This is a genomic window from Halobacteriovorax sp. ZH5_bin.2 (assembly GCF_043196375.1).
Taxonomy (GTDB): domain Bacteria; phylum Bdellovibrionota; class Bacteriovoracia; order Bacteriovoracales; family Bacteriovoracaceae; genus Halobacteriovorax_A.
The window spans coordinates 135,826-160,372 of record NZ_JBEBMJ010000006.1 but is presented as its reverse complement, the minus strand read 5'-3'; the positions used below and the strand labels follow the sequence as shown (position 1 = coordinate 160,372).

Genomic DNA, 24,547 nt, shown 5'->3' with positions numbered 1-24,547 from the left:
ATAAATTCTCAATAATGAACACCTAGAACTATGAGTTATTTAATAAATAGTCTAAAATGCTGATAGATTAATAATTTCAGGGGAGCATTGTGGCCAATAACTACGAAATTGATAGTATTGATAAGAAGATTATCAAACTTATGGAAAAGGATGCCCGTATGCCATTTCTTGAAATGGCCAGAAAAATAGGGGTTTCCGGCGGGACAATCCATCAAAGAGTTGAAAAACTAAGAGAGGCAGGTGTTATTGTTGGAAGCACCATCAAGGTCGACTATACAAAACTAGGTCATAATGTTGTGGTTCTCTTGGGCCTTCACTTAGTTAATGCTCGTGATATCCACAAAGTAATCGATAAACTTGAGAAGATGGATGAGATTGTTGAAGCTTATTATACAACTGGTGACTACGCTCTAATTGTAAAAATCATCGTTAAGGATATTAATCATTTTCACGAATTTCTCATTGGAAAAATACAAATGATTAAAGAGATTCAATCGACAGAATCTTTCATCAGCTTAAAACAAGTCATTAATAAGAGCCTAAATGTTTAGTGCCCTAAGTATGTAAGAGTCTTCTTTACTGCTATTCCAATTAATAGCAGAGCAAAAAACTTCTTAAGAATAGCTTGATTGGCAACACTTGAAATCTTTGCTCCAAACTTCGTAAAAAAGAAACTTGCGATAGAAATTCCAAAGAAGGCCGGTAGATAGACGTATCCAAGAGAGTATTCTGGTGTGGCCTTGCCTAGGCCATTGTATATATAGAATGAACTACTAAAAAGTGCGATCGGGATTCCTAGAGATGCTGAAACCGCCACAGCATTCTTCATTTGATAACCACGCCAAGTAAGGAAAGGAACGCTAATTGTCCCTCCGCCAATTCCAAGAATTGATGACTTAAGGCCGATAATAAAACCTGTGAAATTAAATAATAGACTAGAAGTTTCTTTTGGTTCTTCTACCTTTGATTTGTAAAAAATCATCTTTAGAGATACGAGGTAAAGATAGCAAATAAAGATAAACTCGAGAGTTTGGGCCTCTACGATGTTTACGAGGTAGGCACCGGCACTAATTCCGATAATCATTGGAAATAAGAATTTCTTCGTAATACCAAAGAGAAGATTTCCCATATTGTAATGCCTAAGAGTTGAAGCACTTGCCGTGATAACAATTGTTGCAAGGGAAGTTCCTAGGGCCATATACATTCTAATATCTGGAGAGAATCCTTGTTTATGAAATAAGAATAATAGAGTTGGAACAATGACAACGCCTCCTCCAATACCAAAAAGGCCTGAGAGCGTTCCAACAAATGCACCAACAAGTAAGTAGAGTAAGAAAATCATGCTACCAATATGCACTCTTAAATAAGCTAAGACAAGAAGTATACTTGTTCATTATTGTCAGAAATTGACCCAAAATAATTGATTATTCGAGAGATATTTTTACTTAGGTCTGCGTCAACGCAAAAGTTGCCACATGCTTATTTTAAAGGCTTTTAATGAGAAAATAGAGGTTAGTGAGGACCTTATGAATCTATTTAAAAGTAAAACAAAAAAGAACTTATCTGAAACAAACTCTATCGCCGACATCGAAGCGACTCAGGCCAACTTAGATCTACAAATTAGTGATGAAAGAAAACTAATTGGAGAATATGAAGAGATTAATAAATCTCTAAGAAAAGAAGTTGAGCTACAAAAGATTAAACTTCAAAAAACAGAAGTTGAATTAAGGAGATTACAAAGCACACTAACTGATGAGCATGCAGATAAGGAGATTCTTGAAAAGAGAATCGAAAAGATTCAACAACTTAATAGTGAGCAAGAAGGTCATTTAAAGGAATTGTTAGAAGAAAAGCAATTAGTTATAAGCTCTATTGTCCAACTGAAAAAACAAGTTGAAGACATAAACAATTCTCATCGTTCAAACTTAGATGAATTAGGTCGCATCAGAGTTGAGCTTGGTAATTTAAAAGGTGAGGAAGTCTCACTTAAGAATAAGGCGTCTGTTTTAAATGGGGATAAGGCATTTAATTTGGATACACGTTCTCACTTAAAAGTAGAAATAGAAGAAACTAAAAAAAGAATCTCTAAATTAAGACTAGTTATTGAAGAAGATAGCAATACGATAAAAAAATGTGATGCAAATATCTCTGAACTTGAAAATGAAAAACATAAGTTAGATGCTGAAATTTCTAAGCTTATTGAGAAAACACAAGAGGTTGTTGAAAAAAAGCATAGTGAAAATCAAAAACTCGAAAATTTAACTTTAAAGGTTCAAGATGTAAAAAGTGAAAAGCTGAATCTAGAAAAGGATCTTGAGTTACAACTTTTAGACTTAAAGGTTATTGCTTCAAAACAAGCGAAGTTAAATCAAGATATTATCGCAGTTGAAACATCGATTAAGACGCTAGAGAGAGAATCTGAGTCACTACGATCTGAAGAGATGAGTGAACTTGAAATTATGTCTGGACTTGAGTCTGAAATCGTAGCAAGAGAAAAAAAGAAGCAGGAACTATTACAAGACATTCAACTTTTGAAAGTAGAGTCTCAAAATTTCAAAGACAAAATTGAAGAAAATACAATTAAATCGGAGAAATTAGAAAGAGAAATCAGTGAACTTAAAGAAACTGAGAGTATTTCACTTATTGAGATTGATCGTCTCGATAGAGAGTATAAGAAAACTAAGAGAGAACATGACATTGTCTTAGCTCAGTCTCTTAGATTAGAAAAAAGTGTACAAGATTATCAGAGTGAAGTCGATCGACTAGATACAAGTGTTGAAGAACTTCTAACAAAGAAGCATAAGGCAATCTTAAATAATGAAAATCGTGAGTCAAAAATCTCTTCTCTACAGAGGCAAATTGAAGAGGGAAGTAATCGTATTAGCGAAATTCGACTTGAGATACAAGATTTAAAAGGCCGCGATGTTGAAGCAAGGCAAACACTAATTGATCTAGGACTTGAGCAAAAGAATGTTGAATACCAAAAACAGGCACTTCAAGATCAAGCTGAAAACTTAAGAAAAAGTATCGAATTACTTAATAATAAAATTGAAAAGTCACAAGCAGCATATGAACTCTTAAATTCAGACTGTGAGTCTCAAAATAACTTAATAAAACAATTAGCTGATGACGAGAACTCTTTAAGTGATACTAATAATAAGCTGCTTGTAAAGATTGGGAGTCTGAAAGGACGCATTCAAATTGGTGACAATCGTATTGAAGTCAAAGGTCTTGAGATCGAGGAGCTTGCTAAAGAGAACCAACGTTTAAACAATATTTCAGAAAGCCTGTGTGATAAGTTGAATAAGACGGTTCGTATGATCGAATCTTTAGATGCAAAGATTTCAACTTTTGAGAATCAAATTAAGGCCCTTGATTTTGAAATCAATGCGAACCAAGTATCTTATGATGAAGCCCTCCTTAAAATTAAAGAAATGGAATCAAAAACTCTTAACCTTAAGGATAAAGTTCTACGTAAGTCAGATGAACTTAAGGGCCTTACTTCTTCACGAAAGAGATTTGAAAGACTTGCTAATAAGAAAGTTTCTTCTGTTGAAAGGCTTAAGGTTGAGTTGAGTGAATTGAATGAGGGGATTGAATCTGAATCAAAACTCTTTACAGAAACTCTTTCTAGAAAGAGAGAGCTTGACGACGAGTTAACTTCATTAAATCTTGAGGTCTCACAAAAACAAGAAAAATCTAATAAACTTCAATCTGAAATTTCTTCAATTGAGGCAATGATAGAAAGTGATGAAAAGACAATTCTACAGTTAGAGGATTCAATTGTTAATCAGGGAGAAGTTCTTAAGAGATTAGAAAGCTCTCGCTTAAGCCTACTAGAGCAACATAAGGATTTAAATAATCAACAAATTGTTAGTAACGAAGAACTTACTAAAGTTGAGAATGACTGTTACTCACTTAGAGTGTCGCTGGCCGATCTTGAAAAAGAAATCAATGATATTGAAGCAAATTTAGAGTCAAATATTCTTCGCAAGGTTCAGCTAAATGAAGAAGCAAAGAAATTAGAAAAGGACACTCGAATTGCTAAGGCCGATATCGTTAAACTAAATAATGAAATCGAGCAAAGTGTTAGTGAATTAAAGGTCGTTGAAGAATCTCATAAAAAGAAGTTAGAACTTCTACAAGTTGAACTTAATGAGAAAGAACTAGTTTCTAAAGAACACTATAGTCGCCAGAATAAGCTTACTGAAGCAAAGAATTTATTAAGCTCAGTTGAAAATGAACTAAATGGTGTTCTTTCTGAGAAAGAACTTCTTAAGAATGGAATTAATAATTCGACGAAATTGAAAGGTGAGCTACTTCTTAGAAAGGACGAATTAGCGCAAGAAATCTCTGGAATAAAAGATGCAAATAGAGAAAGTCGTCATATCCTTTCTGGCCTGTCTCTTGAGATTTCTAGTTTAAAGAATGAATGTAGCCAGCTTGAAATTAGCTATAATGAAGAGTTGGAAAAGTCTAAATCAATTGTTAGCTCTATTGATATTCTAAGAAATCAAGCAAGAGATCTAAAATCTAAACAAATTAATGAGCAGAAACAACTAGATACATTAAAGCAAAATGTTCAGCCAGCAGTTGATGAATTGGCCTATGTAGAAAGACAGGTCGAAGCAGGGAACCTTTTAAATAAACTAGAAGTTGCATTATCTCGTGTAGAGTTTGATGCAAATCTTTATGCTGAAGATGATGCTCTAATTCTTATTCGCGATGAGAACATCCTTTTTAATATTTCGACATACCTCGAATCACTGCCATTTGTATTCTCTAAGATTGATGAGGTAAAAATCAACTTAACAGCTGAAGAGGCAATCGCAATTGCTGCTCGTGGAGAATTACGTTGTGATACCGAATTAACGAAAGAGCTATTGAGAGATAATGTAAAAGGGAAGTTTAAGAAAGGACTTCGTTTTAAGATTTCTAATGGACAGATTAAAGTTGAAATTCTAACTAAAGAAAAAAGCCTAGGCGCAAGGGCCTAGGCTAACACACTACTGACAATACGGGATGTCATATTTTTTTGTGAAAATCTCTTTGTATTCTCTGTCTCCACGTCTTCTGTTGCGGATAACTTCTTTTTTAAGGGCAATTTCTGGTGTTTGGTTTTGTCGATAAACCGTCTTAACCATTCGACAGTTTCTATCTTTTCTCCCGTAGCAAACTTTTTCTTCTTTCTCTACTTCTAGTGGATAAGTAAGAATTTTAGATCCGACTACGATATCTTTATAACGATCACCTTCCTTGCTACCTCCAAGCCAAATTCTCTTATAGATTGGGTATTTTGAAATAGATTGGATTTGATCATTATTAATACAAACGTCAAAAATAGAAATGTGTCTACCTAGATAAGCAACATCACCATCTAGCTGTAGATCGAAGTTTTTCTTTACATACTTTCTAATTGTCTTCCAGTCGTACTGCTTTAATTCTTTTAGATCATCAACGCCGCCGACAATACCGCCAGTTCCAGCATCAACGCCACCATTATTTCTAACAAGTGCACTAATTCCACCTGTTCCTGCAAATGCATTTAATGCAAGGGCCAGAAATAATATAGTCATTATTGATTTCATTATAAAACCTTATTCCTTTCTCATTGTGTCAGTGGCCATGAATGTGAATGTTTTAATATCACCTAGCATGCCTTCTTTTTTAGTTACTTCAATTTTTTTGTAAAATGCTTCCTGGTCAATCTTGAGCCATGCTCGATAGCCTTCTGGGCTCAGCCCTTCTGCATAGAATGCAATAAGATTTTTTTCGGCAAGATCAACATCTTGAGTTTTTACATATTTTTCAACTAAGTTAAGTCCAAGTCTTTTTACAAGTTTTGGAGAGAACTCAATTTGTTTGTCACCAGTAGTGTACATATTCGTCTTAGTTAGCTTTAAAACTCCAAGGTCTAACATGCGATCTGCTGTTTCCGCTCCGCTCATACCATATCTATATTGGATATACTCATTTGTGATAGGGGACATTGAAGCTAGGCAGTAGATTTCTGCAAAAACCTTATCGTAGAACATTTCTTTATTAGCTTCTTCGCTATATTCAAGATTGCCTGCTGTTGAAATAGGAGACTTCTTTTGAATTTCACTTGCTACTTTTTCAGGAAGATTCTTTAAAAGGAGGCCACCATTTGGGCTATCAATTAAGCAAGTATATAGTCTTACAAGAGTTTGATAACCTGGCCTATTTTCTTGAGCTAATAGACGCTTTAGAGTTCTTTGGTGAATACCAGACTTCTCTGAAAGTTTACGAAGTCCAATAGATTCACTTCTAAATTGCTTTAGATGTGTTCTTAAATCTAGAGCAACTTGCTCTTTGAGCCCTAGTGAAGGAATGGCCTTCTCTGGTAACTCATTGATTATATTGGAGCTTTCTTCTCTCATTATGCCTCAAGTATTTTTGGCGATCTTACCACTTTTCATAATTTTATTCATTTAAGCAGTAAAAATTACAAAGGCCGAAGCAGTGCCTCGGCCAATAGTTTTATTTATAGCAAGCGCCCCTTAGGGAAAGGCGCTCACCTAGGCCCAAGCTTATAACTAGTTACAAGCTGGGATTTCGAATGACTTAGTGAAAAGTACTTCTACTTTGTCATCGTGATCACGTCCACCACGACGAGTAACTTCTGAAACAGTGATATCTCTAACAACTGGTTGAGTTTCCATTTTTGTTACTGTTTTACAGTTGTTTTCTTTTTTACCAAAACAGATTTTTCTTGTTACTTCTCTTGAGATTGGGAAAGTTAGTGTTTCGTAACCAACAACGATATCTTCGTATCTGTCACCATCACGGCTTCCACCGATCCACTTTCTTTCGTAAATTGGGTATTGGCTTAGAGTTACAAAGTTTTCACCTTCAACACATACGTCGAATGCAGAAACGATACGTCCAACAAATACTGAGTAACCAGAAGTGATTTGTAGCTTGTGGTTAGCTTTAACCTCAGCTCTGATTGTATCCCATGAATCATTTGCAGATAGTGCAAAAGATGAAACGCTTAGTAGTGCAGCAGCAAGTGCGATAATTTTTTTCATAAATTCCTCCGTTTGTTTGTTATCAAAAAATTGATTTATCAATTTCAATATTTTTTAAGTTGTTTTGATGAAATGAAATTAATTTGATTGATATGAGGTGACAATTTTTTCTATGGAGAAGGGGATTTTTGTCCGACATTGTCTTAATTCTTGAGTTTTGTCATGACAAATGGACAAATGAGACTAACTTTTTACAAAAAAAGGCCGCTTGCGCGGCCCTCTAGTCTATTTAATCTAAATTTTATTGGCAGTATGGAATGATATATTCCTTTTTAAATGAATCTTGCTCAACTTCTCTAGGTCGATCACTATTCTCTTTATAGATGACAACTTTCTTTACCTTAACATTTTTAATTGTCTCAGTTGTCACTTCCTTATCTATCTCGCGACAACGTTTTCCACGATTATTGCATACCTTTTCACGTGTTTTGTAGTTAATAGGGTATTTTAAGAATTGATTACCAATTAAAACACTCTTGAAACCATCTTTATCAGCACCACGTTGATTCTTTCCAACGTATTCTGTTCGATAAACTGGAAACTTTCTTGTTGTTTTAAGTTGATCTCCATCAACACAAGTTTCAAATACACTCACTGGTCTCGATACAAATACTGTTCGACCTTCAAGCTTAACGTCATCATTTCTCTTTGTAACATCGAGAATCTTCTGCCACGAAGTTTGCGGTCCAAGCTTCGAGAAGTCGTCTTTAGTCGGCTTAGGGCCTCCTGAAACGCCTCCAACACCCGCATAAATCGACATTGTCGAAACGATAGCAATTAATTTTTTTATACTATTCTTCATATTACTTCTCATTCAAAGTATCAGTTACCATAAAGGTAAATGCTCTCTTTGTTCCTTTTGATTTGTCTTCCTTAGCAATGGCAACCTTTTCTTCAAATGCTTTTGCATCGACTTGTAGCCAGCGATCATATGCTTCTTCACTTAGTCCTTCTGCAAAGAAGGCGATGATATTTTCACCATATGACTCAGCATTTTGTTCCTTGCTATACTTTTCAACTAGTGACAGACCCAGGCGTTTTAATGTCTTGGCACTAAAATTAGCTTGGTTCTCTCCAAGGGTATAGTGACCACTTTTCGAAATTCTTAGGGCCTTCATTTCAAGCATTTTTTCCACTGTAAGCATGCCGCTCATACCATAACGATATTGAATTAATTCGTTCGTAATAGGTGCGCAAGCTGCTAATATGTAAATCTCTGCAAAAGTACGATCGTAGCTCATTTGAGTTTCGATATCTTGGTGATACTGTATCTTTTCTGAGATCTTATTTGGATTACACTTCTTTATTTCTTTTCGAATGACTTCTGGGACAAGATCCAGGAGTAGGGACTCGTTACTTGTATTAAAAATGACTCGATAGATTTTAAAAAGAGTTTGATATGTAGGCTTATTTTCTTTGGCCAGGATTCGATAAAGTGTTCTTTCACTAACTCCTGTTTTTTCAGATAAAAGACGAACTCCAATTTTTACGCTCTTGTACTCATCTAGCTTTTTTGCCAGATCTAAGCTTACTTGCTCAATTGGCCCGAGGGGCGCTTGAGATAGTTGTGGGGTGTTCATTTTATCCATAGAAAGCTTGAATAGCATGAGTCGATTCTGTTATCCACTCATGCTATAAAAAGTATAGCTTAAGTACCTTAGGGAAATACTTAAGCTATTGAATTTATTAGTTACAAGCTGGGATTACGTATTCTTTCTTGAAAAGAGTCTTTTCAATTGTACGATCGTTTGAACCAACGTTTCTTCTAACAACTTCTTTTACAGATACGTTCTTAGTAAGGTCTTGGTTAACTGTATAAGCAACTCTTTTACAGTTTTTCTCTTGGCTGTTACATACTTGCTTGTATGAAATATAAGTAGTTGGGAATGAAAGGATTTCATAACCAACGATTACTGATGCATATCCATCTTCGTCAGCTTCTGGGTGAGTTTTTCCAACTTTAACGATTTCGTAGATTGGGAATTCTCTAGTAGTAACAAATTGGTCACCATCTAGACATACGTCAAATGAGCTTACTGGACGACCAACAAATACAGTTGTTCCAGCAAATGATAGATCGTAATCAGCAGCAACTTCAGCTTTGATTGTATCCCATGAGTCGTTTGCAGATAGTGCAAAAGATGAAACGCTTAGTAGTGCAGCAGCAAGTGCGATAATTTTTTTCATAAATTCCTCCGGTTTATTAGACATTCAGTTTTAGTTTGAAGCCTTTAATTAATTAAGTTGTTTTGATGTAGAGGTTATATTTTTGACGAAAGCAGATGTCTAAAAAACACAAAGAATATTTACTTTTTCTGTGACAACGGCAGTAGTGTGGGACTTTTTAGCTGTCATCAGTGGATGGATGGCAGTAGAAAAAGAAAAGGCCGAGCATAAACTCGGCCTCTACTTTTATATGTACTTGAAATTAGTTACAAGCTGGGATTTCGAATGACTTTGAGAAAAGTACTTCTACTTTATCATCGTGATCGTGTCCACCACGACGAGTAACTTCAGAAACTGTGATGTCTCTAACTAGTGGTTGAGTTTCCATTTTAGTTACAGTTTTACAGTTTCTGTCTTCTTTACCAAAACAGATCTTTCTAGTTACTTCTCTTGAAATTGGGAAAGTTAGTGTTTCGTAACCAACAACGATATCTTCGTATCTGTCACCATCACGGCTTCCACCGATCCACTTTCTTTCGTAAATTGGGTATTGGCTTAGAGTTACAAAGTTTTCACCTTCAACACATACGTCGAATGCAGAAACGATACGTCCAACAAATACTGAGTAACCAGAAGTGATTTGTAGCTTGTGGTTAGCTTTAACCTCAGATCTGATTGTATCCCATGAATCATTTGCAGATAGTGCAAAAGATGAAACGCTTAGTAGTGCAGCAGCAAGTGCGATAATTTTTTTCATAAATTCCTCCGTTTGTTTGTTATCAAAAAATTGATTTATCAATTTCTATATTTTTTAGTTGTTTTGATGAGGAAAAATTAAAGTAGTTGCCTCAGCTCGTAAATAATTTGGCCCTTTGAATGTTATTTCGTTCGACATTGTCCAATTGTGACAATTTCCTTATGACAAATTGGTATGAAATAAGACAAATGGAATAGGTTTAGATAATAAGTAGAAAATGGATATCGAATTTATGAAGTTGAATTTAAAGAAGGTAGAATTAAGGCAAAAAAAAAGAACTCTTTAGAGTTCCGATTTTTTTTCTTTTGAATTTAACCACAAAAAAAGTGGTGGGCGATGACAGGATCGAACTGCCGACATCTACCTTGTAAGGGTAGCGCTCTCCCAGCTGAGCTAATCGCCCTCCGATTTGAAGTGGAGTTAGAATAAGGATTTCACTCTCACTTGTCAATACTAAATTTAAAAAAGTTTAATATTTTTTTGAAAAAAAAAGCCTCTAAATAAGAGGCCTTTATATTTGGATTAAATTTTTGGATTTTCTTTTCTGATGTATCCAACAGCATTGTGGCTGTGAAGACTTTCTAAGTGCTCAACCTTTGCTTGCCAGTCTAGAATCTCTTCAGCAGAGTTTAGAACCTCTGAGATACGTCTCGTAGAGTGCTCAACGAACATTGGGTTGTCACCATTAAGAATAGCGAATGCCTGCTCATCAAGTCTCTTAACAAGAGATTGAGTTTCTGTTGGAAGAGCAATTCTCATTAGATCAACTAGGTCTTCAAGATGGAAGTTAGACTCTGCCTTATAAGTTGCAGTGATTGTCGCTACAGATCTTTGAGAGTGAGCAGAAGCGATACCACTTCCTTCAGTTGTCTCTCCATTTCTGTACTGCTCTTCGTATTGTTTTGACATCGAAAGAGAACATGGACAAGTTGATGAGTATTCGTATTCCATCGTAAGGTTGATTAGAGGAATACCATCACGTCCTTCAACACCTTCCATTGATACTTTATAGTATTGCCATCCCCAGTTTCCTGACTTTAGTGACTGTTGTTTAACAGGGTAGTTAAAATCTAGAGTTAGATGGGCCTGTGGAATTAGTGGCTCAGTATCGTAGTCACGAAGATCCGTACGGTATCTTCTTAGTACTGTTGCAAAGAATTCGTTATTAACATTCTTTTCTAATCCTTCAGCTTGCAGGATATTACAGAAGCGAGACATATTTGCACCTGTCTTATGTGCTTCTAAGAATACGAACATCGAGGCCTGTGCATCTGTTGATCTAACAGTTCCGTCTCTGTGCTCAAAATTTAAAGGGATGCGAAATCTTTCAATACCAACTTTTGGAATGGCGATATGAACTTCATTAGCTGTCTTTTGAAAGTCATTTAAACCTGTTTCATCTTTGATTTGGCAATTAAGGATGTCTTCGCGGCTATTTCTAAGTGCTTCAATATTTTTCATGTGAGTCCTTTTGTTCCTTATGCAGAGGTAGGTGTGGTCCAACCCTTGGTTTCATTAATAATAGCACGTTTTAACGTGTTCAAGCACTTTTGGCAAACGAACTCCGTAGTAATTATAAGCCTATACAGTGTTTGTATAGGTCTTTATGAACGTAAGTTACTGAATTCTGGGAAATAACCTCATTTAATAAGCCTATTTTTTCTAAATAAGGTAAAATAGAATGTGACGAGGAGCTTGATATGAAGGAAAGATCCCTAAGAGTCGAAAATTTCATCAGGTACTTTGGTGAGATTGAGGACGTCAAAAAGCAGATTGAGTGTTGCCCGAAATGTGGGGCCAAGTTCACTGTTACTCATTTGGCCGATCATGATAACCTCTACATCCACGAAGAGGTTACTTGTGAGAATTGTACTTATGGTACAGAGGAAACACTTCATATACTGAACTAATTAAGGAAGAGTAGTGAAGCCAATATTAATTATTGCTGTCATCGCCAGCCTGGGAGCTGGTTTCTTTATTGGAAAGTCTCAAGCACCAAATCCCGAAATTAAAATCAAAGAAGTCGAAGTCGAAATCATCAAAGAAAAGAAAGTCGAAGTGGTCAAGGAAATCCCTGTTATTGATAAGACAGGGGATGAAGCACTTGCTCAAGCCTTTACACTCTTTCTTGCGGCCTTGGGACTTGAAAAAATAAAAGTTGAAAAAGAAGAAGTTAAAGAGATTATGAAAGATCCAAGGGACTTCATTGCAAGAAATTCAATTAAAGAAAAATTAGCGCCTAAGCGAAATGCTGAAAGAGATAATGATTCAAGATGGGGGATACCACGCAATGAGACAGGCATAAGCACATCGCAAGAGGCTAAAATTTATGAGCGTGTGAAATTTTCTCCAATTCCAGCGATTACTGAACCAACTGTTTTTCTAGCAAAGTCAAAAATCATTAATGATGCGAAAGAGCTACAAAAAATTAATGGATCTTATTCAGGTCAGATCAACTTCTTTGAAGGTAAATACAAAGGTCAAAGACATCGCCTTGTTTTAAATGTCGACTACTTTGCTTCTGATGATGGTAAGGGGACTGACGGGCAGTCTGAGATTCTCTTATATGATGAGAGTGGAAAGAATTATTCTATCTCCCGTGGGACAGGTGGTAATCGCAATATCTTAAATGGTGAAGACGGTTCTTTTGTTATTAAGATTGTCGACAAGTCTTTTATTCATTTTATTACAAAGTATAGAATGAAAACTGGTAATTACTACGAAGATGGAAAACTTGTAGGAATTGCCAAACTTAGCGAAAATTAATTCTTACGTTCACTATAGCGGTCAACTAAGAACTCGGCGTGGTCACGAGTTAGGTAAGTAAAGCGCATAAGCTCTTCCATCACATCGACGACACGGTCGCGAAAACTTGATTCCTTCATTGAACCATCTTCTTCAAATTCTTGATAGGCCTTGGCCACTGAAGATTGATTTGGAATTGTTATCATACGCATCCAGCGTCCAAGAACTCGCATATTATTGACGGCATTAAAGCTTTGAGAGCCACCACTCACTTGCATGACTGCAAGTGTTCTTCCCTGTGTTGGACGAACGGCACCAATTGATAGGGGAATCCAATCGATTTGAGTTTTAAGAAGACCCGACATATTTCCGTGAAGTTCTGGGGATGTCCAAACTTGCCCCTCAGACCAAAGGCTAAGCTCTCTTAGCTCTTTTACTTTCGGATGATCGACACTTCTGTCAGAGTCATATGTTGGAAGGCCATCGGGATTAAAGAATTTTACTTCTGCTCCCATGTATTCAAGAATGCGACCTGCTTCTTCAGCAAGTAGTCTTGAGTATGAACGCTCTCTTAGTGAACCATAAAGAATTAGGATTCTGGGTTTATGTTCAGATGGTTTTGTCTCTGGTGCTTTTAAATTAAATTCTTCGCTTTCTAAATACTTCATTAGTATCTCCACTTATTTGCAATTTTAACGAGACTTAACATTACCGGTACTTCAATGAGAACACCCACTACTGTTGTTAGTGCCGCTCCTGAATTAAGACCAAAAAGAGCTATTGCTACAGCGACTGCAAGCTCAAAGAAGTTACTGGCCCCAATCATTGAACCAGGTGACAAGATATTATGTGGTAAGCACATTTTGCGACCAATTCCCCAGCTAACAAAGAAGATAAAGTAAGTCTGAATTGTAAGAGGAATTGCTATTAGTAAGATATGTAGTGGATTAGCTAAAATCTTCTCCCCTTGGAAGGCAAAGAGAAGAATAAGAGTTGTTAAAAGTGCAACAATGGAAATAGGCTTAAGTCTTGCCATAAAGACTTCACTGAACCATTTTAAGCCAAATTTTTTGATTAAGACTTTATTTGCAATATAACCAGCAAGTAGTGGAATTACTACGAAGATGACAACTGAACTAATAAGAGTGTCGTATGGGATAGAGATACTTGTTACTCCTAGTAAGAATTGAACTATTGGAATGAAGGCCACAAGGAGAATTAAGTCATTAATGGCAACTTGAACGAGAGTGTATTCTGGATCGCCCTTTGTTAGATATGACCAGACAAAGACCATAGCCGTACAAGGTGCGGCTCCTAGAAGAATGGCCCCTGCGATATATTCTTGTGCAAGCTCTGGACTTAAATAAGCTGCATAAATTTTTGAGAAGAATAACCATGCAAAGAAGGCCATGGTAAAAGGTTTTATAAGCCAGTTGATAATTACTGTTAGACTTAGGCCTTTTGGGTTCTTTCCAACATCTGCGATGGAGTTAAAATCGATTTGAACCATCATAGGAAAAATCATAAGCCACACAAGAATAGCAACAGGTATATTTACTGTGGCAATATTCATATCACTTAAAACAGTGATTGATGCTCCAAGAACCTTACCTAGAACGATTCCAGCTACAATACAGATTGTTACCCAAATACTCAAATAGCGTTCAAAAAATCCCATCTTATATTCTCTCTTCTAAGTTAGTTATCATTGTCTTTATTTCGTCTCGTACTCTACGGTAGACATTTAAAATCTCTTCTTCGTCATTAAGAACTTTTGTGAGGCGAGGAGGATCATCAAAACCGATATGAATGATCTTGCCACCTGGAAAGTAGGGACAATTCTCATTGGCGTCACTACAAACAGTGATAACGATATCCATTTTTGCGTCTAGTTCGTCAGTTGTATTTGATGTGTGAGTTGAAATATCAACACCAACTTCTTTCATCAGTTTGATGGCATAGGGATTGAGTCCATGCTTCTTTGTTCCTGCTGAATAGAAGTTATACTTGTCGCCTTTTAGGGCCTTGCCCCAGCCTTCGGCCATTTGAGATCGACAAGAATTTCCAGTGCAAAGAAATAGGATATTCTTTTTCATTTTCTTTCCTTCGTTGATAGAAAGCAGTCAAGAATTGGGCAGTCACTAAGCGGCTGACTTTCATCAACACAGCAAGTGGCAAGTCCTTGAAGTGACTTCTTCATCTTCTTTAAGTCTTTTATCTTTTCATTTATTTCATTAATTTTAGCTTCTGTTTTGGAGAGAACGTCACTGCACTTTGCGTGATTCTTTATCTTAAGATCTAAGAGTTCTTTTGTTTCACTTAATGTGAAGCCAAGCTCTTGTGACCTTTTAATAAATTTAATTCTTGTGATGTACTCATCAGGGTAGTACCTGAAAGCACCTTGCTTTTTAGGTTGAATAAGAATGCCTTTTCGCTCATAAAAGCGAATGGTTTCAAGATTTACACCGGAGGCATCGGCCAGTTTTCCTATGGTCAGTTGCGTTTTCATTTTCATAATATACAGTCTGTACCATGGTACAGAGTCAAGTTAAAGTATTGACGTACAAAAGAGGAAAAGACAAATTCCCTTGCTTTAATATTGTCGTGTGCTTTAATTTATAATGAGTGTCGTAGGAATTAAAAAGCTTAACGAAAATTAAGCTGTTTGATAATTAGACAGTAACCTCACTGTAGAATAGAAGGTTACTGTCATATTTAAGTCTTATAATTTTGTACACTTAATCTTTAAAGATTTTACAAGTGTTTTACTCTTCTTCGATTCTTGAATAATATAATCGTTAAAATAGATATCTTCATTTGAGTTGAATTCAAATGATGGAGCGCTTGTTGAAATAACTTGTTCATCAAGTTCAATTATACCATTAAAGTCATCAAGTCCGATTGAGAATGTTACACGTAAAGTATTCACTTCTAACAACTCTGTTACAACCTTTACTTGGTAAGAATTTTCGTAGAAAGAGTTATTGCATACAATTTCTTTTGGATTATTTTTTGTTGCTGTAGGTAAATATACTTCAGGCATTAAACAAGTATTCTGTTCTAGGGAGTCAACTTGAACCCAGGTCTTACTAAAGAGCTTCTTTTTTAATTCAAGTCTCTCAACAGTATCAGTTAACTCACATGAATAACTGGCATATGACGAATATGAAAATATTGATAATAGAATAGTTAAAAAAATGTTTTTTAAAAACATACTTGCTCCTTGGTCAATTAATCTTAAAGTTCTGACCTTCTATCAAAATTATCACAAGGTGTCAGCATATTTTTTGTTTATGGTTAGGGTGTGAAATATATACTTAAATTATGTTAAAACATATAAGTTGGACTTCAATTATTTTCCACGAGTAATTGGTTGGGCCTGAACTTTAATGGCCTTTCCGTGATCCATGGCAACCTGTCCGCTAACAATTGTATAAGTCGGTGTTCCTTGAACTTCCATTCCATCAAAAGGTGTCCAACCCACTTTAGAAGCTTGGTCTTCATTTTTGATTGTGAATCTCTTATTCATATCTAGGATTGTCAGATCACCATCGATGCCTTCCTTAATAAAGCCTTTATTAAGCTTAAAAAGCTTTGCTGGATTTTCTGCTAGGTAAGTCACGATATCAGAAAGACTTAAGCGGCCGGCCTCTACGTGAGTTAGCATTACTGGTAGCATTGTTTGCACTCCAGGCATTCCCGAAGGAGATGCTGGGTAAGGCTGATCTTTTTCTTCAAGAGTGTGTGGAGCATGATCACTTCCAAAGACATCAATCACACCAGCTTTTAAACCTTCCCAAAGTCCATCGGTGTGATCTTTAGTGCGGATAGGTGGATTCATCTGAGCAAGAGTTCCTATCTTGTCATAGATATCTGGAGCAAAGAGAGTTAGGTGCTGAGGTGTCACCTCAATTGTACAATGCTCTTTTTGATCTTTTAAAAATTCGATTTCATCTTTTGTTGTCAGGTGAAGGATATGAACCTTGCGTCCAGCTTTTTTTGCCACCTCGATAATCATCTTTGTTGATTCAAGGGCCGTCTGAGCATCTCGCCACTTATAATGTGCGTGAACGTCTCCGTTGGCATTGTCTCTAATGGCAACATTGGCATGAAGTCTTTCCTCACTTTCTGAGTGAACTGAAATATGACAGTTTAAAGTCTTAAAGATCTCAACTAATTTGTCTGTATCATATAAAAGAAGATCGCCCGTTGAGCTTCCTAGAAAGATCTTAACACCAGAGCAACCAACCATATCTTGGGACTTCACAAGTTCATCAAGGTTATTGCCACTTGCTCCAATGAAGAAGCCAAAGTTTGCATATGAAGTCTCTTTGGCAATATCGACCTTTACTTGTGTTGCCTCAACACTCGTTGTTGCTGGCTTTGTATTTGGCATCTCAAAGAATGTGCAAATTCCACCAAGGACAGCGGCCTTAGAGCCGTGAGCGATATCTTCCTTGTGAGTTAGTCCCGGCTCCCTAAAGTGGACCTGAGAGTCGATTAAGCCTGGAAGAATATCGAGTCCCTGTGCGTCAATGACTCTCGCTGCATTTTCGAGCTCATCCTCGCTAAATTTAGCTAATTTAACTATCTTCCCGTCTTTTAATCCGATATCTTCTTGCCAGCTTTTTTGTGATGAGTGTAGAGTGCCGTTTTTGATGATTAGGTCGAATTCCATGACAGTTTTCCCTTTTTCGGTTATTCTATCTGCATAAAAAATAGAGGAGTTGATAGTGTCACTAGTAGTTTACAATACTTTAACAAAGAAGAAAGAAACTTTTACGCCATTAGAGGAAGGTAAGGTTAAGCTTTATCTTTGTGGACCTACTGTTTACGGACCGCTACATATTGGAAACTTTCGTGGGCCTATCTTTTTTAACTTCGCAAGAAATTGGATGGAGCATATCGGCTATGATGTGAACTTCGTTTATAACTATACTGATGTTGATGATAAGATCATTAATAAGGCCAATGAAGAGGGTGTTGATTCACTTGAAATTTCTGAACGTTATATCAAGTATTTTCAAGAAGACTTTGGTCGTTTAGGCCTTCGTCCTCACACACATAACCCAAAAGTAACAGACTTTATTCCTGAGATTATTGAATACGTTCAAGGCATTATCGATAATGGTATGGCCTATGTTGTTGAGGGGGAAGTTTTCTACGAAACAACAAAGCTTGATTCATATGGAGAGTTATCGGGAGTAAATCTTGATGAGCTAAATGCTGGTGAACGAGTTGATGTTGACCAAAGAAAGCACGACCCGAAGGACTTTGTTCTTTGGAAGCCTGCTAAACCAGGAGAACCATCATGGGATTCTCCATGGGGGAAAGGTCGTCCAGGGTGGCACATCGAGTGTTCTGCTATGATTAAGTCGATCTTAGGTAAGTCAATTGATATTCACGGTGGTGGTATTGATTTAATTTTCCCTCACCATGAAAACGAAATTGCTCAAGGTGTAGGATGTAATTCTTGTAAGTATGTGAACTACTGGATGCATAATAACTTCATCAATATGAGTGGAGAGAAGATGAGTAAGTCCCTTGGGAATATCATCACTGCTCGTGCATTTATGGATGAATATCACCCAGAGATTTTAAAGTATATTATGCTTTCAACTCACTACCGTTCAATGCTTGATGTAACAGATGAAAAAATTGATCAAGCCTTTGGTGGTGCCATTCGTGTTTACCGCGCACTTCAAGTGGCAAAGCATGCAGCACAGTTTGAAACAAATGATAGTGCAAAAGTTAATAAGAAACTTGCTGAAGACCTTAAGCGTCTAGATGCCAAGATTGAGAAAGCATGTAATGACGACTTTAATACAAGTGAGATGATGTCTGCGATTTATGAAGCAGTTAAAACATTCAATACATTAAACCTTGAAAAGAAAGCAAAGGACGTAAACTCTGCTCCAACGGCAATTGCATTCACTGAATGGATTGCTAAGTATGGAAAGATGAGTGCTCTTTTTGCCATGGACCCAGAACAATTCTTATCTGAGATCAAAGAGGTTCAAGTGAGAAGAAAGGGAATTGCCCTTGAAAAAGTTAATGAACTTCTGGCAAAGCGTGCTGATGCTCGCGCTGCTAAGGATTGGGATGCAGCGGATGCGGCACGTGACGAATTAAACGCTCTAGGAATTGACTTCCAAGAAAGCGGAGATGAAGTGACGTGGTCAGTTCGTGTCTAATGGCCGAACACCAATTGTAATTGTTTCTTAAAAGACCTTTATATTCTCTCCTTGTGGTAATTTTATTTATATACGCAATTGACACGAGGAGAATTTTTTATGAAAAATCTAGTAATTTCAACAGCTTTAGTACTTCTGTCATCAAGCTCGATGGCCCAAATAAACTCTAAGCAATTTGTGGACTGCTTTGTTAAGGCCTCAAATGAAGTCATTGCTGAGCTTCACGTAAATGGTTCAAAAAGTAAAAAGAAGAGACTATGTAAAGAGCTTTCGCAAGAAATGGTTGATCGCTTAATCGAAAAATTTACAGTGATTGAAGGCGGAGAGCTTAAGTATTACTCAGCAGATAGTATGGGTAAAGAACGTATGATCGACATCTACGACTATATTAAAGATGATATGAATTGCTATGGAAACGCTGTCGAAGGGCAGGGTGGTTCTCTATTTGGTGCTCTTGCTAATTCATTTTCTTATAACAAGAATTTAAAGCTAACTGATATGGCCCTTGATAAAATGGCCGGGCAAGATCTTTGGGATAAGGCATTTAGCCCAAGCATCTATAAAAATTTGAATGATTTAGATTTATCATATTGCAAGTAAGTCTAAGCTTTACTTGGCACAAATAGAGGAAGCAAATACAATACTAGAATGAATCGTTTTATCCTACTATTGAGCTTCCTCTTTTGTTTTCAACCTTTCGCGAAACAAATTAATACTGCCCTTGTCATTAGTGGTGGTGTCTCCCTTGGCTCATATGAGGGCGGTTTCTTAAGTTATCTAACTGAATTTGAAAAACTAAATTACCAAGCACAGCGTACTCCGCAAATTTATGCTGGAGCATCGGCCGGTAGTATGAACGCTCTGATTACTTTCCTTGAAGCGGGGAGAGTTCGGGGAGAAGATTATATCGTTAAGGATTCTTTGTTCTGGCGACTTTGGGTTCCGTTAGGAATTGATCGGTTAGCTGATTATAAACAAATGTCCATGACCAACTTCTTGTCAAAGAAACCTATTCAAGCGATGTATAAAGATGCACGCAAAATTTGGAATGAAGGTTTAAGAGCTGATATCGATATTGTTTTCGGAATTACTCTTACACAGAAGAAACCAGAGATTATTGAAGTCTATAAAGGTGGAAGAAAGTTTCCTCAAATGTTAAATGAAGCAATCTTTCGCATTCGTGGACGTGGCGAGGGGAAGCCTCCTATTATTGAAAACTATCCTATTGCGACTAATTCCACGAGACAAATTTATTTACCGTTTACTAAGAATCAAGATGAAAATTTAACGAAACTTCTACAAGTTATTGAAGCATCAGGTGCTTTCCCATTGGCATTTAGACCAGTTGATATTGAGTATTGTAAGTATGAAAATTTTAAAAGAAAGAAAAATTGCCCAAAAAAATCGATAACGAAGAGGACTTTTATTGATGGCGGAATGTTTAATAATATTCCTCTGACTATTGTTAATAAAGTATCTAGGCATAAGGTCGCCAAAGATAATTTACTTCTTATCATTGATCCAAGCGATGAACACTTACTTTATGAAACGCGAGAATTTCAGGGGAATGGCAAAGAAGTTGCAAAGTATGTTCTTGATATATTTGATAGCTTCATCGGCACTGCACGCTCTCGTGAAACTATCGCTTTTTATGAATCACCAAGCTTTTCTAATTCGATGAGTTCAACAGTTTCTCTTCCTTTGGCCTCTTCTCCTATGTATGCTTTCTTTGGTTTTTTTGAAGAAGACTTTAGGCGTTTTGACTTCTTAGTTGGTTATGCTGATTCAAAAAAATTTACAAGGGACTATATAAGAAAGAATCTTACTGGACGAAATTTTAAAAAACCTAGTCGGGTTCAGTTTGACCAAGATGAGGTCTGTATTGTAGACGTCGTTGAATTAAAGGATTTTGACCATATTTGCCTTGAAAAACTTAATAAGAATTTAAAGACAATTCTTAGGATTTCTGTTGCAAAGGTTATTGAAAATTGTGAGCAAGGACTTGAGCTAAATTTATGTTATAGGAAGGAGTTGCTAAAAAAGAGTCGTCTATTTGAAAATCGTTATAAAGAATTTAAGTTCAAGCAAAGAGAGAATATTACGCAATACACTTTAAGGAAGCTTAAGGATGAAAGTTTTCTTTTTAATGAGCTACATAAGACAGAAAAGAGGATAAATCGAAGTGATGCACCTTATTTAGTGATCAATAAGTTACATACTTCAATCGACTCTTATACTGACAAGTTGAATGCTACTGAAAAGTTTGTCGCAAAATTAGGTTCAAAAGCCTACCTTGATTCGATTTATTATATTCCCTATGATTCATACTTTTCAATTGATCTGGGAACACTTGCTGAAATTACCTATTCTCGTGCAATTGATGACTACTCCCGAAGCGTAAAGAGTTGGCGTTGGAATGTTGGGCTAATGTTAAATTCAGTTATGGACTTTCAAGAGTCTAAAGATGATGACAATGTCTATATTCCTAATGTTGGAATCGAGAAAACAATGCTCAACTGGTCTGATGAAGTTTTACAAGTCTCATTAGGGTTACGTGGTGGTTATATGTTTTCAAGTGCTGATAAATATGGATCGACGGATTGTGATACAACTCGTGCAAATTTTAAGTCTTGCTCAGGTATTTATGGACAACTCTATCCGCTATTTACAATATATGAAAAAGTACGCGTTAAACCATTCGTACACTATGTTCACGCAAATGAGAATAAAGAATTCGGAACCGGCCTTGAGCTTGGGCTTAACCTTTGGTAACAGGTTTATATAGAATTAAGATAAATCCAACTATAATGAGTGGTATACTTAAAATCTGTCCCATATTAAGGGCCATTCCCTGTTCAAAAGCAACTTGATTTTCTTTGAAGAACTCTACAAAGAAGCGCCATGAGAACCCACCGATGAAGATGATTCCTAAAAAGCGACCAGATTGCCATTTGTTGTGAAATTTCGAATAAAGAAAATAAACAATTCCAGAAACCGCAAAAAAGCCTAGTGCTTCATAGAGCTGAGTAGGGTGGCGAGGGATATTATCGGCACGAACAAATTTAAAGGCCCATGGAAGATTTGTTGGGTGACCAAAGATCTCAGAATTCATAAGATTTCCAAGTCTAATAAAGCCTCCTGTCATAAGGGCCGGGGCCGCAACGAGATCAAGAAGCCACATGAGAGGAACATCTTTAACTCTTTTCTTGAAGGCATAAATTGAAACAATAACACCAAGAAAGCCACCATGACTTGCTAGTCCACCTTTCCATACATAGAGAATTTCAAGTGGATTACTTAAGTAATAACCTGGCTCATAAAAGAGACAGTGTCCAAGGCGTGCACCTACAACACAGCCAACGATCATATAATTTAAAAGTGAGCTAACTTCGTCTGTTGTAAAGTCTTTTTCTTTGATTAGGTAGCGACGACAATAGCGCTCACCAATAAAGAAACCAACGATAAACATTAGTGAATAATAACGAACAGCAATTGGTCCGATTCTAAAAATTTCTGGATCAACATTCCATGTAATCATATACTTATTGTATGATGTTAGTGTAGGTTTTACACTTACTTTTTATTTTTAATTCTTATGCAAGACGTTAACACACTAAACGCTCAACATTATTGCCAAGTCGCGGTTGATTATCCAAAACTTCCAAGTGTTCTTACTTACAAGACACTAGGTGAGGAAATTCCTGTTGGTACCCTTGTGGAAGTTCCTCTCGGCCGAAGAAAGGCCAAGGGTGTTGTTGTGCCTTTTACGATCACGCAAAAGGAATTAGAAGATACAATAACTAAGTACAAGTTAAGACCAATTAATGAAGTGCTAGCTCCTGAATTTGCTTTATCAGAGAGTGAAATGAAACTCTATGATTGGATGTCTCGCTACTATCACTATAATCTAGGGCGATTGACCTGGGATTGCTTACCTAAGATTTTAAAGCGCCCGCGTGAAGTTGAAACTCAATTTGGAGATAACCAAGACTTTGAGCATGAACTATCACCACTCCAAAAACCTATTTATGAAAGTATCAATGCAAAACTTGATCTTGGCTTTGATCGCTTTCTCGTTCATGGTGTGACTGGCTCTGGTAAAACTTTAATCTATCTTCACTTGATTAAGAATGTATTAAAGAAAGGAAAGAGTGTTCTCTTTTTGCTTCCTGAAATTAATTTAACGCCTCAGTTTATGGAGACGTTTAAAAAATATTTAGACTGTCCAATTCTTCCTTACCATTCTGGAGTAACGCCTTCTCACAAGAATGCTATTTGGAAGTTCTTAAAAAAATCAGATCGCCCAGTACTCTTAATGGGAGTGCGCTCAAGTGTTTTCCTACCTGTTGAAAACCTAGGTCTTGTTATTGTTGATGAAGAACACGATAGTTCATTTAAGCAAACAGATCGTTGCCCATACAATGGGCGTGATGTGGCCATTAAGAAAGCACAGCTCTTTAACGCTCCAGTTGTTCTTGGAAGTGCAACGCCTTCACTTGAAAACTACTATACTTTCTCAAAACTTAAGCCAGAGAATTACTTCTCGCTTGAAAAGAGGGTTGCCGGTGGCTTTCCTGATATTGAATTACTGGATTCGCGATCACACGGAGCGAAGAAAGATATGGATGCTCTATCAATTTGGCCTTTTGAAAAGAAGTCAATTGATATGATTAGTGAAGCTCTGGATAGAAAAGAGCAAGTACTCGTTTTTGTAAACCGTCTCGGCTTTTCTAATTATCTTCAATGCCGTAGCTGTGGTTATAAATTTGAAGACCCAAATACAGGTGTGCCTCTAAGATATTTTAAAAATAAAAATATTCTTTCGAGTTCTCATTCAGATTATCAAATCCCGCGACCAGAGATTTGTCCTGAGTGTGGAAATATGAATCTTCTTCAAAAAGGCTTTGGAACAGAAAGGCTGCAAGAAGTCTTACAAGACTTTTTCCCGACTAATAAAATTGAAAGATTTGATCGCGATGAGATCACAAACCTTGATAAGCTAGAGGATAAACTTGAGCGCTTTCACAAAGGTGAGATCGATATCTTTGTCGGGACCCAGATGCTCTCTAAAGGTCACAACTTTAAGAAGGTAAATCTGGTTCTAATCTTGGGAACAGATTCAATGCTAAACTTTCCTGACTTTAGGGCCATGGAAAAAGCTTATCAGATGATTGTACAAATTCTAGGACGAGCGGGACGCTATTCAAATCACGCTAAGGTAGCAATTCAAACGATGCTTCCTGATAACACGATGTTTGATTTTATCAAGTCACATAGCTTTTCTGGCTTTTATGAGTTCGAGTTAACGACTCGAGAATTCGGTCTTTTTCCTCCTTATACTAAGATGGCCAATATTCATGTTTCGGGTAGAGATCGTGATAAGATTATTGCGAATCTCTCAAGTGAAATCCATAAGCTACGTGGCCTCATGGGTCAGCTTGGTATCGATGGCCAGGTCTGGGGCCCAACTCCTGCCATGATTGAAAGACGTGCGAATATGTTCACGTGGAGCATGTCTCTAATGTGTAAGAATGGGGGAGATCTAAATCGAGTCTTGCAGATTTTTCGCGCCCAAAATAAGATCGACTATTCCTTCTCTTTAAAGATCGATGTCGATCCAATGGATACTTAAT

The 24,547-nt window shown here is 36.7% G+C and carries 24 protein-coding genes and 1 tRNA gene; 8 read left to right on the top strand and 17 right to left on the bottom strand.

From position 1 onward, the window contains the following. The first annotated feature begins 89 nt into the window (after positions 1-89). A complete protein-coding gene (locus ABMA76_RS14780; RefSeq protein ID WP_392911358.1) occupies positions 90-551 on the top strand; it encodes an Lrp/AsnC ligand binding domain-containing protein in 462 nt (153 codons plus the stop codon). On the opposite strand, the gene ABMA76_RS14775 is transcribed toward ABMA76_RS14780, so the two are convergent. After that, the gene (locus tag ABMA76_RS14775; protein ID WP_393062024.1) at positions 548-1,342 is read right to left on the bottom strand and encodes a sulfite exporter TauE/SafE family protein; all 795 of its coding nucleotides are present in this window, start codon (positions 1,340-1,342) and stop codon (positions 548-550) included. The two genes, ABMA76_RS14780 and ABMA76_RS14775, sit on opposite strands and share 4 nt — an antisense overlap. Positions 1,343-1,526: 184 nt before the next feature. On the opposite strand from ABMA76_RS14775, the gene ABMA76_RS14770 reads away from it, so the two are divergent. Next, on the top strand, positions 1,527-4,997 hold the full coding sequence (locus tag ABMA76_RS14770; protein WP_393062022.1) for a hypothetical protein: 3,471 nt from the start codon (positions 1,527-1,529) through the stop codon (positions 4,995-4,997). Between the two features lie 9 nt (positions 4,998-5,006). Here the strand turns inward: ABMA76_RS14770 and ABMA76_RS14765 are convergent, their stop codons facing one another. The 9 genes from ABMA76_RS14765 to folE2 all read right to left on the bottom strand — a co-directional run bounded on the left by ABMA76_RS14765 (position 5,007) and on the right by folE2 (position 11,436). After that, positions 5,007-5,576 carry a hypothetical protein gene (locus ABMA76_RS14765; RefSeq protein WP_393062020.1) on the bottom strand — a complete coding sequence of 190 codons (570 nt, stop codon included), beginning with the start codon at positions 5,574-5,576 and terminating at the stop codon, positions 5,007-5,009. A gap of 21 nt (positions 5,577-5,597) precedes the next feature. After that, positions 5,598-6,401 carry a hypothetical protein gene (locus ABMA76_RS14760; protein ID WP_392911366.1) on the bottom strand — a complete coding sequence of 268 codons (804 nt, stop codon included), beginning with the start codon at positions 6,399-6,401 and terminating at the stop codon, positions 5,598-5,600. 156 nt (positions 6,402-6,557) lie between these two features. After that, positions 6,558-7,052: a hypothetical protein gene (locus ABMA76_RS14755; protein ID WP_393062018.1), complete on the bottom strand. Its 495-nt coding sequence runs from the start codon at positions 7,050-7,052 to the stop codon at positions 6,558-6,560. A 241-nt stretch (positions 7,053-7,293) separates the two neighbouring features. Continuing rightward, the gene (locus tag ABMA76_RS14750; RefSeq protein WP_392911370.1) at positions 7,294-7,854 is read right to left on the bottom strand and encodes a hypothetical protein; all 561 of its coding nucleotides are present in this window, start codon (positions 7,852-7,854) and stop codon (positions 7,294-7,296) included. 1 nt (position 7,855) lies between these two features. Further along, positions 7,856-8,641, bottom strand: a complete 786-nt coding sequence (locus ABMA76_RS14745) for a hypothetical protein (protein WP_393062016.1) — start codon at positions 8,639-8,641, stop codon at positions 7,856-7,858. 97 nt (positions 8,642-8,738) lie between these two features. After that, positions 8,739-9,239, bottom strand: a complete 501-nt coding sequence (locus ABMA76_RS14740; protein ID WP_393062014.1) for a hypothetical protein — start codon at positions 9,237-9,239, stop codon at positions 8,739-8,741. A 241-nt stretch (positions 9,240-9,480) separates the two neighbouring features. Further along, entirely contained in the window at positions 9,481-9,975 is a 495-nt protein-coding gene (locus ABMA76_RS14735) for a hypothetical protein (protein WP_393062012.1), read from the bottom strand. A gap of 327 nt (positions 9,976-10,302) precedes the next feature. Continuing rightward, positions 10,303-10,378: transfer RNA gene (locus ABMA76_RS14730), tRNA-Val, on the bottom strand. A gap of 119 nt (positions 10,379-10,497) precedes the next feature. After that, the gene (folE2, locus tag ABMA76_RS14725) at positions 10,498-11,436 is read right to left on the bottom strand and encodes a GTP cyclohydrolase FolE2 (protein WP_392911378.1); all 939 of its coding nucleotides are present in this window, start codon (positions 11,434-11,436) and stop codon (positions 10,498-10,500) included. Between the two features lie 239 nt (positions 11,437-11,675). On the opposite strand from folE2, the gene ABMA76_RS14720 reads away from it, so the two are divergent. After that, a complete protein-coding gene (locus ABMA76_RS14720) occupies positions 11,676-11,885 on the top strand; it encodes a hypothetical protein (protein ID WP_021266029.1) in 210 nt (69 codons plus the stop codon). A gap of 13 nt (positions 11,886-11,898) precedes the next feature. Next, on the top strand, positions 11,899-12,741 hold the full coding sequence (locus ABMA76_RS14715; protein ID WP_393062010.1) for a hypothetical protein: 843 nt from the start codon (positions 11,899-11,901) through the stop codon (positions 12,739-12,741). On the opposite strand, the gene arsH is transcribed toward ABMA76_RS14715, so the two are convergent. The 6 genes from arsH to ABMA76_RS14685 all read right to left on the bottom strand — a co-directional run bounded on the left by arsH (position 12,738) and on the right by ABMA76_RS14685 (position 17,398). After that, positions 12,738-13,388 (bottom strand): arsenical resistance protein ArsH, encoded by a 651-nt coding sequence (arsH, locus tag ABMA76_RS14710; RefSeq protein ID WP_393062008.1) that lies wholly within the window; start codon positions 13,386-13,388, stop codon positions 12,738-12,740. The genes ABMA76_RS14715 and arsH overlap by 4 nt on opposite strands. Then, positions 13,388-14,398 carry an ACR3 family arsenite efflux transporter gene (gene arsB / locus ABMA76_RS14705; protein WP_392911384.1) on the bottom strand — a complete coding sequence of 337 codons (1,011 nt, stop codon included), beginning with the start codon at positions 14,396-14,398 and terminating at the stop codon, positions 13,388-13,390. The genes arsH and arsB overlap by 1 nt, the downstream gene beginning before the upstream one ends. Before the next feature lies 1 nt (position 14,399). Further along, positions 14,400-14,816, bottom strand: coding sequence for an arsenate reductase ArsC (locus ABMA76_RS14700; protein WP_392911386.1), 417 nt, complete (start codon positions 14,814-14,816; stop codon positions 14,400-14,402). Beyond that, positions 14,813-15,229 carry a MerR family DNA-binding protein gene (locus ABMA76_RS14695; RefSeq protein ID WP_392911388.1) on the bottom strand — a complete coding sequence of 139 codons (417 nt, stop codon included), beginning with the start codon at positions 15,227-15,229 and terminating at the stop codon, positions 14,813-14,815. The genes ABMA76_RS14700 and ABMA76_RS14695 overlap by 4 nt, the downstream gene beginning before the upstream one ends. 213 nt (positions 15,230-15,442) lie before the next feature. Next, the gene (locus tag ABMA76_RS14690) at positions 15,443-15,934 is read right to left on the bottom strand and encodes a hypothetical protein (RefSeq protein WP_392911390.1); all 492 of its coding nucleotides are present in this window, start codon (positions 15,932-15,934) and stop codon (positions 15,443-15,445) included. A 138-nt stretch (positions 15,935-16,072) separates the two neighbouring features. After that, a complete protein-coding gene (locus ABMA76_RS14685; RefSeq protein WP_392911392.1) occupies positions 16,073-17,398 on the bottom strand; it encodes a dihydroorotase in 1,326 nt (441 codons plus the stop codon). A gap of 55 nt (positions 17,399-17,453) precedes the next feature. On the opposite strand from ABMA76_RS14685, the gene cysS reads away from it, so the two are divergent. From cysS to ABMA76_RS14670, 3 genes are all read left to right on the top strand, one after another. Then, the gene (cysS, locus tag ABMA76_RS14680) at positions 17,454-18,914 is read left to right on the top strand and encodes a cysteine--tRNA ligase (protein ID WP_392911394.1); all 1,461 of its coding nucleotides are present in this window, start codon (positions 17,454-17,456) and stop codon (positions 18,912-18,914) included. A gap of 99 nt (positions 18,915-19,013) precedes the next feature. Continuing rightward, the gene (locus ABMA76_RS14675) at positions 19,014-19,514 is read left to right on the top strand and encodes a hypothetical protein (RefSeq protein ID WP_392911395.1); all 501 of its coding nucleotides are present in this window, start codon (positions 19,014-19,016) and stop codon (positions 19,512-19,514) included. Between the two features lie 48 nt (positions 19,515-19,562). Further along, positions 19,563-21,686 (top strand): patatin-like phospholipase family protein, encoded by a 2,124-nt coding sequence (locus ABMA76_RS14670; RefSeq protein ID WP_392911397.1) that lies wholly within the window; start codon positions 19,563-19,565, stop codon positions 21,684-21,686. Here ABMA76_RS14670 and lgt read toward each other — a convergent pair. Further along, entirely contained in the window at positions 21,673-22,452 is a 780-nt protein-coding gene (gene lgt / locus ABMA76_RS14665; RefSeq protein WP_392911399.1) for a prolipoprotein diacylglyceryl transferase, read from the bottom strand. The genes ABMA76_RS14670 and lgt overlap by 14 nt on opposite strands. A gap of 57 nt (positions 22,453-22,509) precedes the next feature. Here lgt and priA point away from each other — a divergent pair, with 57 nt between their 5' ends. Next, entirely contained in the window at positions 22,510-24,546 is a 2,037-nt protein-coding gene (gene priA / locus ABMA76_RS14660; RefSeq protein WP_393062006.1) for a primosomal protein N', read from the top strand. Position 24,547 lies beyond the last annotated feature (1 nt).

Coding starts and splice junctions, on each gene's coding strand:
- ABMA76_RS14765 (WP_393062020.1), bottom strand. CDS start 5,576: ATGACTATATTATTTCTGGCCCTTGCATTAAATGCATTTGCAGGAACA.
- ABMA76_RS14670 (WP_392911397.1), top strand. CDS start 19,563: ATGAATCGTTTTATCCTACTATTGAGCTTCCTCTTTTGTTTTCAACCT.
- lgt (WP_392911399.1), bottom strand. CDS start 22,452: ATGATTACATGGAATGTTGATCCAGAAATTTTTAGAATCGGACCAATT.
- ABMA76_RS14690 (WP_392911390.1), bottom strand. CDS start 15,934: ATGTTTTTAAAAAACATTTTTTTAACTATTCTATTATCAATATTTTCA.
- ABMA76_RS14755 (WP_393062018.1), bottom strand. CDS start 7,052: ATGAAAAAAATTATCGCACTTGCTGCTGCACTACTAAGCGTTTCATCT.
- ABMA76_RS14740 (WP_393062014.1), bottom strand. CDS start 9,239: ATGAAAAAAATTATCGCACTTGCTGCTGCACTACTAAGCGTTTCATCT.
- ABMA76_RS14775 (WP_393062024.1), bottom strand. CDS start 1,342: ATGATTTTCTTACTCTACTTACTTGTTGGTGCATTTGTTGGAACGCTC.
- ABMA76_RS14700 (WP_392911386.1), bottom strand. CDS start 14,816: ATGAAAAAGAATATCCTATTTCTTTGCACTGGAAATTCTTGTCGATCT.
- ABMA76_RS14685 (WP_392911392.1), bottom strand. CDS start 17,398: ATGGAATTCGACCTAATCATCAAAAACGGCACTCTACACTCATCACAA.
- ABMA76_RS14675 (WP_392911395.1), top strand. CDS start 19,014: ATGAAAAATCTAGTAATTTCAACAGCTTTAGTACTTCTGTCATCAAGC.
- arsB (WP_392911384.1), bottom strand. CDS start 14,398: ATGGGATTTTTTGAACGCTATTTGAGTATTTGGGTAACAATCTGTATT.
- ABMA76_RS14745 (WP_393062016.1), bottom strand. CDS start 8,641: ATGGATAAAATGAACACCCCACAACTATCTCAAGCGCCCCTCGGGCCA.
- priA (WP_393062006.1), top strand. CDS start 22,510: ATGCAAGACGTTAACACACTAAACGCTCAACATTATTGCCAAGTCGCG.
- ABMA76_RS14720 (WP_021266029.1), top strand. CDS start 11,676: ATGAAGGAAAGATCCCTAAGAGTCGAAAATTTCATCAGGTACTTTGGT.
- ABMA76_RS14750 (WP_392911370.1), bottom strand. CDS start 7,854: ATGAAGAATAGTATAAAAAAATTAATTGCTATCGTTTCGACAATGTCG.
- ABMA76_RS14770 (WP_393062022.1), top strand. CDS start 1,527: ATGAATCTATTTAAAAGTAAAACAAAAAAGAACTTATCTGAAACAAAC.
- ABMA76_RS14735 (WP_393062012.1), bottom strand. CDS start 9,975: ATGAAAAAAATTATCGCACTTGCTGCTGCACTACTAAGCGTTTCATCT.
- ABMA76_RS14760 (WP_392911366.1), bottom strand. CDS start 6,401: ATGAGAGAAGAAAGCTCCAATATAATCAATGAGTTACCAGAGAAGGCC.
- arsH (WP_393062008.1), bottom strand. CDS start 13,388: ATGAAGTATTTAGAAAGCGAAGAATTTAATTTAAAAGCACCAGAGACA.
- folE2 (WP_392911378.1), bottom strand. CDS start 11,436: ATGAAAAATATTGAAGCACTTAGAAATAGCCGCGAAGACATCCTTAAT.
- ABMA76_RS14695 (WP_392911388.1), bottom strand. CDS start 15,229: ATGAAAACGCAACTGACCATAGGAAAACTGGCCGATGCCTCCGGTGTA.